The sequence below is a fragment of the Pseudomonas sp. R37(2017) genome, assembly GCF_002113375.1.
In the GTDB taxonomy this organism is placed as follows: domain Bacteria; phylum Pseudomonadota; class Gammaproteobacteria; order Pseudomonadales; family Pseudomonadaceae; genus Aquipseudomonas.
The window spans coordinates 1-909 of record NZ_NEHO01000048.1; the positions used below are offsets into that span (position 1 = coordinate 1).

A 909-nucleotide genomic window follows, 5' to 3' on the forward strand; every position below is an offset into this window, starting at 1 on the left:
GTGACGTTGATGGTCAGGGTCGAGGTGACGTTGCTGCCGGAACCGTCGGTGACGGTGTAGCTCACCGTCGGCACGCTGCCGTTGTAGTTGGCGTCCGGGGTGAAGGTGTAGGTCCCGTTGGCACCGATGACCAGGGTGCCGACGTTGGCGATGGTCGCGGTCTGCCCGGCGTTGAACGTGCCGGCCACACCGTCGATGGTGAAATTCACCACACTGACGGGGCCATCGACGCTCGAGGTGCCAGTGAGGACGCTGCCGCTGACGGCGGTGTCTTCGGCGGTGCTCACACTCTCGCTGAGGTCGGTGAAGCTGTCATCGACCGGGGTGACGTTGATGGTCAGGGTCGAGGTGACATTGCTGCCCGAGCCATCGGTGACGGTGTAGCTGACCGTCGGTACGTTGCCGTTGTAATTCTCGGCAGGGGTAAAGGTGTAGGCGCCATTGGCGCCAATGACCAGGGTGCCGACATTGGCAATGGTCGCCGTGCTGCCGGCGGCGTAGGTGGTTTCACCGATGGTGAAATTGACCACGCTGACCGGGCCGTCGACGCTGCTCGTGCCAGTGAGCACGCTGCCGCTGACGGCGGTGTCTTCGGCAGTGCTCACGCTTTCGCTGAGGTCGGTGAAGCTGTCATCGACCGGAGTGACGTTGATGTTCAGGGTCGAGGTGACATTGCTGCCCGAGCCGTCGGTGACGGTGTAGCTGACCGTCGGCACGCTGCCGTTGTAGTTCTCGGCCGGGGTGAAGGTGTAGGCGCCGTTGGCGCCAATGACCAGGGTGCCGACGTTGGCAATGGTCGCGGTCTGGCCGGCGGCGTAGGTGCTTTCACCGATGGTGAAGTTCACCACACTGACGGGGCCATCGACGCTCGAGGTGCCGGTCAACACACTGCCGCTGACGGCGGTGTCT

The 909-nt window shown here is 63.9% G+C and carries 1 protein-coding gene; it reads right to left on the bottom strand.

Annotated elements, in window-relative coordinates; translation table 11 throughout:
* On the bottom strand, nucleotides 1-909 hold a 909-nt coding region (locus tag CAG47_RS27605), incomplete at both ends, for a cadherin-like domain-containing protein (protein WP_143515948.1).